Below are 8,284 nucleotides of genomic sequence, written 5' to 3'. Positions count from 1 at the left end.
CGTCTTCCAATCGTTTGATCTTCTTCATACCGGAAGTTTACCATATTTTTACCGGGGTTGCTATCAAAGAACTCGTTTACTGCCAACTACTTCAGCTCGCCACCAAGTTCGATTTTACCCACACTCATTGGAGAAGAGCCTACAATGATTTTGATAAGGTCAACGTTGAAACAGCTATAACAAAACTTGAAATATTTCTTGCTGCTTTAGGCGGTGCTGTTGTTTATAAGGGTCCAGATGAAGATTCCCCAGTGTATTTTAATGGCGATGATTTGCCAAACCATTTAGAAAGATTGGCACAAGAACAAAATGTACAACAATTCTTGGATTTTCTAATAATGCGAATAAGGACTATTCTGTCAGATACAAGGATGTCCTCTATCGTAGGAACAAAAGACGATGTAAAACTAATACAATGGCTTGAAGATTATATTGGAAAGAATAATGCTGATAATGGACAATTAACAATAATTGATCTTTCTATTGTTCCAAGTGATGTAATTCATATTGTTGTTTCGGTTATTTCTCGAATAATATTTGAATCACTCCAGCGATATAGACGACAAAACAACAAAGTATTGCCAACTGTTATTGTTATGGAAGAAGCACATAACTTTATCAGTAGGTATAATAGTGAAAGTGAAGAGATTTCACCATCAAGGATGTGTAGCCAAACATTTGAAAAGATAGCCAAAGAAGGCAGAAAATTTGGATTAGGCTTAGTGTTGTCTTCACAACGACCTTCGGAATTATCGCCAACTGTGTTATCCCAGTGTAACACGTTTCTTTTACATAGACTTGTAAACGATAAAGATCAAGAAATGGTGGATAAGCTTGTGCCGGATAATTTAGGAAAAATATTAAACGAATTGCCAACGCTGCCAACAAGAAAAGCTATTCTTTTAGGTTGGGCCGCGCCTGTTCCTATATTAGTTGAAATGAATGAATTGCCGAAAGAACATAGACCTCACTCGGAAGACCCAGACTTTTGGGATGTTTGGACGGGAAAAGAAGAAAGAAAAATTGATTGGGGTACAATAGTTTCTGAATGGCAAAAAGACGATACTAAAGAATGAATAAATAATATGAAAATATGCTCAGCGCATCAACTCTCTATAACTTTATCCAATGCCCCCACCGCCCACTTCGTATGCCGCAATAAAACATTCCTCCCGCCTACGCTCTTGCTTCCTCCTTCCGTTGCAACTTCCTCCTTCGTCGCCACTTCCGCCTTCGTTGCCACTTCGGCGGACAGGTCGGCGGACAAGCCGGCGGACCACCGCTTAATCGGGGCAAGCCACCGCTTACTTCGGGGCAGGCAAGTCAGCGGACAGGCAGCGCAGGCCTTGGCGCGACCTCTACGGCCCCCAGGAGGACCCCTCTCCTGCCTCTCCCCGCCACGGAGAGAGATGTTATTAGTTTTATGTGTATGACAGATAAAAACCAAATCACAAAAAATACCCCTTCCCGAGCCGGGAAGGGGAAGGGGTTGGGTCTGCCAAAGCGCGGTAAAACGGGGCTGATCCAATTTCAAAAAATAAACCCAACCAAACTGCAACTGGCCAAGTATTTCCGCAGCCACATGACTTACGCCGAGCGCTGCTTTTGGAACATGTGCCGCAGGAACCAAATAGCCGGGTTGCAATTCCGCCGCCAGCAGGTCATTTATGGTTTTATAGCCGACTTCTACTGTAACCAGATCAACCTGGTGGTGGAGATTGACGGAGGCATCCACGAACAGCAGAAAGACTACGACAAACTCCGGACTGAAATAATAAATCTGTACGGAATCAAGGTCATCAGGTTTACCAATGAAGAGGTCATTGATAAAAGCGATACGGTGAAACAAAGGATCATTGATCTGGCGAGTAGGATACCGGCCTAAAAACAAAAGCTTTTACTGAAATATGACAACTTTACATCTCACCGCCTCTTGTCTTTATAACTACAACTACCTCCAATGCCCCCACCGCCCTTGGCGCGACCTTTAGAACCCCTAAAACACATGCAACATAAACCACCCGCCCAAATGAAAACCATTTCGCGCCCAAAGCCATCCGGCCGGATGGCTTTACGGTTCTAATCACAAACCATTTCAATTCTTGTTGCGTTTGTCCAAAAAATTGATTATAATAATCCATAGACCACATATTTCATTTATTGCCCAGGGCACTGCCATAGCCATCTATCGCCAAACCGCAAAGCGGTAATAAGGAGCAACAAAATGTCCGAAGACGAAGTAAAGTTTGTCAAAGTGATCCGCCACGACTTGAGCAGGCTTTTTCAGGATCTGGGCCAGCTGGCCCACCCTTCGTATCACCTTAACGATCAGGCGGCCTGGCAGCCCTATGCCGACGTCTACGAGACCGAGGATGAGTTCGTCATCAAACTGGAACTGGCCGGGGTGGCCAAAAGCGATATCTCCATAACTTTGATCGACGACCGCCTTTGCATCCGGGGTTTGCGGCGGGAACTGGCCCAGGAGGACGGCAGAAGGTGGTACCACAAGATGGAGATCATCCAGGGGCAGTTCGAAAAGATGGTAGCCGTGCCCCAGGGCATCGCCACCAACCAGATCAAATCCAGCTTTAACAATGGAATACTGGACATCAGGCTGCCCAAGTCGCAGAAGCTGACGGTGGAGGTCCCGGTAGAGTAATACCGGAGATATTTAAAGTCACATGCCTGTAAATTGTGAAATGTGAATTGTGAAGGGGTTGTGATTTTTGCGGGTACGCCGAGAACATAATAACTGCAAACAGAAAACTTAAGGAACATATTACATATCATGCCAGAAGAAACCAAAGACAGCAAGGAAAGCAAGGACATTAAGATCCCGTCCGAACTGGCCATATTGCCGGTCAAGGGACAGGTGGTCTATCCCTATCTGATCATTCCCCTGGTGATCACCAACGAAAGAATGATCAAGCTCACCGACGAGGTGCTGACCGGCTCCAAGATCGTCGGCCTGTGCACCCAGGTGCGGCAGGACACCGACGACCCCAAGCCGGATGAGATCTACCAGTTCGGCACCGCGGCCCTGATCATCAAGATGCTGCGTTTCCCCGACGGCAGCATCCGGCTTTTGGTCCAGGGCTTAAACCGGATCCGGCTGGCCAAGTTCACCCAGACCGAGCCTTATTTCAAGGCCAGGGTGGAGGTAGTCAAGGAAAAGGCCAGGAAGACCATCGAGTCCGAGGCCCTGATGCGCAATGTTTCCAGCCTGTTCCAGAAGATAATCAACCTGGCGCCCTACCTGCCCGACGAACTGCAGACTGTGGCCCTGAACCTGGAGGATCCCTCCAAGCTGGCCGACCTGGTGGCCTCCAACCTGAACTTGAGCGTGGCCGAGCGCCAGACCGTGCTGGAGGCGGCGGATCCCAAAGAACGCCTGGAGAAGCTGATCCCGATGCTGACCAAGGAGCTTTCCATCCTGGAGCTGGGCGACAAGATCCGGGGACAGGTCAAGGCCGAGATGGACAAGGACCAGCGCAACTATTTCCTGCGGGAGCAGATCAAGGCCATCCAGCGGGAGCTGGGCGAGGGCGACGAGTACTCGGCGGAGGCCAACAACCTGCGGGAGAAGATAGACAAGGCCGGCTTAAGCCCGGAGTCCCTGAAGGCCGCCAAGGAGGAACTGGAGCGGATGGCCCGGATGCCGCCCCACGCCGCGGAGTACACCGTCTCCCGCACCTATATAGACTGGCTGCTGTGCCTGCCCTGGACCAAGTCCACCATTGATAATATGGATATCATTGAAGCTCGTAAAATACTGGATCAGGATCACTATGACCTGGTCAAGGTCAAGGACCGGATCGTGGAATACCTGGCGGTGCGCAAGCTGAAGAACGACGCCAAGGGCCCCATCCTCTGCTTCGTGGGGCCGCCGGGGGTGGGCAAGACCAGCCTGGGCCGTTCCATCGCCCGGGCTTTGGGGCGCAAGTTCTATCGGATGTCGCTGGGCGGGGTGCGGGACGAGGCCGAGATTAGGGGCTTCCGCCGGACCTACATCGGCTCCATGCCGGGCCGGGTGATCCAGGGTCTCAAAAATTGCGGCTCCAACAATCCGGTGTTCATGCTGGACGAGGTGGACAAGATCGGCCAGGACTTCCGGGGCGACCCGGCCGCAGCCCTGCTGGAGGTGCTGGATCCGGAGCAGAATTTCTCCTTTACCGACCACTATCTGGACGTGCCGTTCGACCTTTCCAAAGTGATGTTCATCACCACCGCCAATATCACCGACCCCATTCCCTCGGCCCTAAAGGACCGGATGGAGGTGCTGGAGCTGCCCGGCTATATAGAAGAGGAGAAACTTCAGATCGCCTTGAGTTATCTGGTTCCCCGCCAGGTCAAGGAGAACGGACTGAAGCCGGAGCAGATCGAGATCCCGGAAGCGGCCATCAAGAAAATTATCTCCGAGTACACCCGGGAATCTGGGGTCCGCAATCTGGAGCGGGAGATCGCCTCGGTCTGCCGCAAGGTGGCCAAGGATGTGGTCTCGGGAAAGGATGGGAAACGGGCGATAACCCCGGCGGTTTTGCCCGGCCTGCTGGGCCCCCAGAAGATTTTTCCCGAGTTGGCCGAACGGGCCGGCGAGGTGGGAGTGGCCACCGGCCTGGCCTGGACCGCGGCGGGGGGAGAGATCCTGTTCATAGAATCCACCAAAATGCCGGGCAAGAAGGGAATGCAGCTCACCGGCAGCCTGGGCGAGGTGATGAAGGAATCGGCCATGGCCGCCCTGTCCTATGTGCGCTCCAACGCCGCTAGATATCAGGTGGATCCCAAATTCTTCGACCGCTACGACATTCATATCCACATTCCTTCGGGGGCCATACCCAAAGACGGGCCCTCGGCCGGAGTGACCCTGGCCGCCTCGCTAGTCTCGCTTTTATCCAACCGGCCGGTGAAGCACTACCTGGCCATGACCGGGGAGATCACCTTACGGGGCAAGGTGATGCCGGTGGGCGGGATCAAGGAAAAAGTGATCGCCGCCCAACGGGCCGGGATCAAAGAGGTGATCATCCCCAAGCAGAACCAGAATGATCTGGAGGAAGTGCCGGATTACGTCAAAAAGAAACTCCAGTTCCATTACGCGGAGACGGTGGACCAGGTGATGAAACTGGCCTTTGGTGACCGGCGCCAGAAGAAAGTGGAAATTCAGCCACAAAGCATGCACTGAGCACTTCGGCGGGTTCGACAAGCTCACCGCAAGCTCGGCTCAGTGTAAACTTTGCCGAAGTATCACCAAGGCACTAAACTCGTTAATCGTTAATCGTTAATCGTAAATTGTTAATTGTATTTGTGTGTTTTTGTGGCCAGAACAGTTATTAACAGGAAGAAAAAATAAGTGGGACTTCTTACCGACCTGGCGATAGATTTTTCCCGGCGGTTCGGACGGCCGCCCCAGTTGCCTCTGGCCAGGCACATCAGCCGGCCCAAGCGGGCGCTGATATTCCCGGCTCAAGGCCCGGGCGAGGCGCTGTGGTCGCTGCCGGTCATCCGGGCCTTAAGAAAGCATTACCCCGATAGCCTGCTGTCCCTGATGCTGGACGAGAGCCGCCGCAGCCTGTGGCATTTTGACGACGAAGTGGACGAGATCATAGATTTTAGGCCCCAACTGTTGAAAGGCCGGGGCAGCGCCGAGTTCAAAAGGCTTAAGAGGCTGATAAAATCCCGCCGCTTTGATCTGTTGCTGAACCTGAACTACCAGGGCTGTCCGCTGACGGACTATCTATTTTATAAAGCCGTTCCTGGACTGCGCTGCGGGGCTTTTTCCAAGGGAGGCTATCCTTTCAAGAGCGTGATGATCCGCCAGGAGAATCTGCCCCAGGACGAAGCCCGGCGCAATTTTGCCATGCTGGGGTTTTTGGGGCTGGAGGCGGCCGGGCACCCCATCGCCTGGCCGCGGTTAGTGGATGCCGAGGGCCGGCGAGAGTTCAAGGAACGCCTGCGGGCGGAGGGCCTGCAAAAAGGCCAGCAGCTTATTGCCCTGGATGCCGCGGCTTTCAAAAGACAATCCCTGGAAGGTTTTCTGCGCCAGGCTCAGAAGCATTCAAATTTCAAATTGATGTTTATAAATTCCGGGCCCGAACTTCAGGCCGCCAACCCGCCCGGTGTCCTGCTGCTGAATTCCCTGGTCACAGTGGAGCTGGCCGATGCTTTGTCCTTTGCCAAGGCCTTCATCGGGGTGAAAAACGACCTATTCTCTTTAGCCTATCTGTTAAAGGTTCCCTGCCTGATCTCGGCCCGCCAAGGCGAAAGGGGGATGCCCGAACCCGGGGAAAGCCTGCAGATAGTGAGTTTCAAACATAAACCGGAATTCCCCCAGAGCCACGCCCTTAAAATGCTTGAAGCTCTGGCGTAGCTACAGAACGTCTTTGCCAGAAAGACAAATTAGATCCTAAAAAAGGAAATTATTTTTCGCATTGTTTCGCGTATTTCGCGCCTGCGCGCTGAAGCGCTTTGGCGCGCAAGCGCGGGCAAAGTAGTATATCTCCCCGGCAGTGACCCCGCTGTTTTTCTAAATTTCTAAAAAAACATATTGACAAATTCCCTAATTCGTTGTATTATAATAATATGCCGATATACGAATTTGAGTGCCGGCAGTGCCAGCGTAAATTTGACCAGTTGATGCGGGCTTCCGATGCCGATCCCAAGTGCCCTGAATGCCAAAGCGCCGCGGTGGAAAAACTTTTTTCAGCCTTCGGCTGCAAGAGCCAGAGCGGGTTTGTGTCATCCTCTTCTAAATCCGGCTGCCATAGCTGCTCCTCGCATAACTGCGGGAGTTGTCATTGATAGTTCATTCAGTTTTATTATCCATACAGCGTACCAAAAGGAGGGAATTTCATGACTAAGGCTGATCTGGTGAAGATAGTCTGCGACAAAACCGGTTTTACCCAGCGCGATGCCAAGATCCTCGTTGATTCGTTTTTGGATTCCATCATGCAGACGCTGTCCGAAGGCAAGAACATCGAGATCAGAGGCTTTGGGCGCTTCAAGATCAAGGAGCGCAAGCCCCGGCTGGCCCGCAACCCCCGCCGGCCCCAGGAGACGGTCCAGATACCGGCCCGGCTGACCCCGGTCTTCCAGGCCTCCAACGAACTCAAAGCCCTGGTAATGCAAAAATAAATTTATTTAGAATACAGAGGAAGAAAGGTTTTTTTATGCCCTGCGGTAAAAAGAAAAAAAGACACAAGATGGCCACCCATAAGCGCAAGAAGAGATTGCGCGCCAACCGGCACAAGAAGAAGATCCGTTAGCATGTTGTCCTGGGCAGTTCCCAGTTAATTGGGAACTGCCAATTTATTTTTTACAAAATATTTTAAGGTCACAGCCTTGACTTTTACCGCAAGTTGGTATAAACTATCAAAGTAGCGAAGAATACACACCACAAACCATAAATAAACAAAAAGGAGAAAAAGGCATGAAGAAACTGGCAGCAGTGTTATTGTTGGTAATGGTTGTGGCCGGGATGGCCATGGCCGAGGGATTTGAAAAGGGCAAAACTTTGATCGGACCGACTATCGGCTGGGGCTGGGGCATGGGCTTCGGGGCAGCCGGTGAATACGGCGTCACCGACAAGATCGGCGTGGGCGGAGAGTTCGCCTACAGCAGCTTCACCGAAAAATACGACGTGTGGGATTACTGGTACGAATGGAAGTACACCTTGATCGGAGTCTTAGGCGCGGGCGCATACCACTTTACGCCCGGCAAGAAATTCGACCCCTATGTTAAGCTGGGACTGGGTTTCTTCAACTGGGATGCCGAATACAAGGACCAGTATGGCACCACTTCCAGCAGCCTGTATTTAGCTGGATATAGCTCCGGGGTTGGCTATGCCGGACAGCTGGGGGCCCGTTATTTCTTCTCGCCGACCATGGCCGGCCGGGCAGCCCTCGGCTTCCCCTTCGTTTTTTCGGCCGGGCTTGATTTCAAATTCTAATCAGATGTCTTTAAAACGCCCCGTTTGATGCGGGGCGTTTTTTGTTTACAATAAATAAACCTTTTAACAACTTTAGCAGTCTAATACCTTGTAAGCCGATGATCGATCAGACAGAAAAAAACATACAAGCCGGGCCTCAATCATATGATATCAAAGAGGTTATAACGTCCAACAGCCAGGCTATCTACCGCCTGTGTTACCGGCTTACCGGAAACGTTGAGGATGCCAAGGACCTTACCCAGGAAGTGTTCATCAGGGCTTACAAGGGGCTGGGGAACTTTAAAGGACAGTCCGAGATCAAGACCTGGCTGTACCGGATAGCCATAATCCTGGGGTCAAGCT

The 8,284-nt window shown here is 51.6% G+C and carries 10 protein-coding genes; 9 read left to right on the top strand and 1 reads right to left on the bottom strand.

The window, feature by feature from the left end; all coding sequences use genetic code 11:
• The coding region (locus HY768_06675; GenBank protein ID MBI4726892.1) for an ATP-binding protein at window positions 1-1,076 on the top strand (1,076 nt) is incomplete at its 5' end.
• A 353-nt stretch (window positions 1,077-1,429) separates the two neighbouring features.
• Window positions 1,430-1,885: a DUF559 domain-containing protein gene (locus HY768_06670; protein ID MBI4726891.1), complete on the top strand. Its 456-nt coding sequence runs from the start codon at window positions 1,430-1,432 to the stop codon at window positions 1,883-1,885.
• Between the two features lie 31 nt (window positions 1,886-1,916).
• Here HY768_06670 and HY768_06665 read toward each other — a convergent pair whose 3' ends face one another.
• Window positions 1,917-2,141, bottom strand: a complete 225-nt coding sequence (locus HY768_06665; protein MBI4726890.1) for a hypothetical protein — start codon at window positions 2,139-2,141, stop codon at window positions 1,917-1,919.
• An 83-nt stretch (window positions 2,142-2,224) separates the two neighbouring features.
• Between HY768_06665 and HY768_06660 the strand changes: the two genes are divergently transcribed.
• The 7 genes from HY768_06660 to HY768_06630 form a co-directional block, all read left to right on the top strand.
• Window positions 2,225-2,659: an Hsp20/alpha crystallin family protein gene (locus HY768_06660; GenBank protein MBI4726889.1), complete on the top strand. Its 435-nt coding sequence runs from the start codon at window positions 2,225-2,227 to the stop codon at window positions 2,657-2,659.
• Window positions 2,660-2,788: 129 nt separating this feature from the next.
• Window positions 2,789-5,179 (top strand): endopeptidase La, encoded by a 2,391-nt coding sequence (gene lon / locus HY768_06655; protein MBI4726888.1) that lies wholly within the window; start codon window positions 2,789-2,791, stop codon window positions 5,177-5,179.
• A 168-nt stretch (window positions 5,180-5,347) separates the two neighbouring features.
• Window positions 5,348-6,364 (top strand): hypothetical protein, encoded by a 1,017-nt coding sequence (locus tag HY768_06650; GenBank protein ID MBI4726887.1) that lies wholly within the window; start codon window positions 5,348-5,350, stop codon window positions 6,362-6,364.
• Window positions 6,365-6,576: 212 nt separating this feature from the next.
• A complete protein-coding gene (locus HY768_06645) occupies window positions 6,577-6,795 on the top strand; it encodes a zinc ribbon domain-containing protein (GenBank protein ID MBI4726886.1) in 219 nt (72 codons plus the stop codon).
• Window positions 6,796-6,846: 51 nt separating this feature from the next.
• Window positions 6,847-7,128, top strand: a complete 282-nt coding sequence (locus HY768_06640; protein MBI4726885.1) for an integration host factor subunit beta — start codon at window positions 6,847-6,849, stop codon at window positions 7,126-7,128.
• Window positions 7,129-7,423: 295 nt separating this feature from the next.
• On the top strand, window positions 7,424-7,942 hold the full coding sequence (locus tag HY768_06635; GenBank protein MBI4726884.1) for a porin family protein: 519 nt from the start codon (window positions 7,424-7,426) through the stop codon (window positions 7,940-7,942).
• Window positions 7,943-8,040: 98 nt separating this feature from the next.
• Window positions 8,041-8,284, top strand: a 244-nt coding sequence (locus HY768_06630; GenBank protein ID MBI4726883.1) for a sigma-70 family RNA polymerase sigma factor, incomplete at its 3' end; no start/stop codon positions are given.

The organism is candidate division TA06 bacterium (genome assembly GCA_016208585.1).
Classification (GTDB): Bacteria; Edwardsbacteria; AC1; order AC1; family EtOH8; genus UBA5202.
Note: the sequence above shows the minus strand (reverse complement) of the source record. Positions and strands in the feature narration are given on the sequence as shown.

Coding starts and splice junctions, on each gene's coding strand:
- HY768_06670 (MBI4726891.1), top strand. CDS start 1,430: ATGACAGATAAAAACCAAATCACAAAAAATACCCCTTCCCGAGCCGGG.
- HY768_06665 (MBI4726890.1), bottom strand. CDS start 2,141: ATGGATTATTATAATCAATTTTTTGGACAAACGCAACAAGAATTGAAA.
- HY768_06660 (MBI4726889.1), top strand. CDS start 2,225: ATGTCCGAAGACGAAGTAAAGTTTGTCAAAGTGATCCGCCACGACTTG.
- lon (MBI4726888.1), top strand. CDS start 2,789: ATGCCAGAAGAAACCAAAGACAGCAAGGAAAGCAAGGACATTAAGATC.
- HY768_06645 (MBI4726886.1), top strand. CDS start 6,577: ATGCCGATATACGAATTTGAGTGCCGGCAGTGCCAGCGTAAATTTGAC.
- HY768_06640 (MBI4726885.1), top strand. CDS start 6,847: ATGACTAAGGCTGATCTGGTGAAGATAGTCTGCGACAAAACCGGTTTT.
- HY768_06635 (MBI4726884.1), top strand. CDS start 7,424: ATGAAGAAACTGGCAGCAGTGTTATTGTTGGTAATGGTTGTGGCCGGG.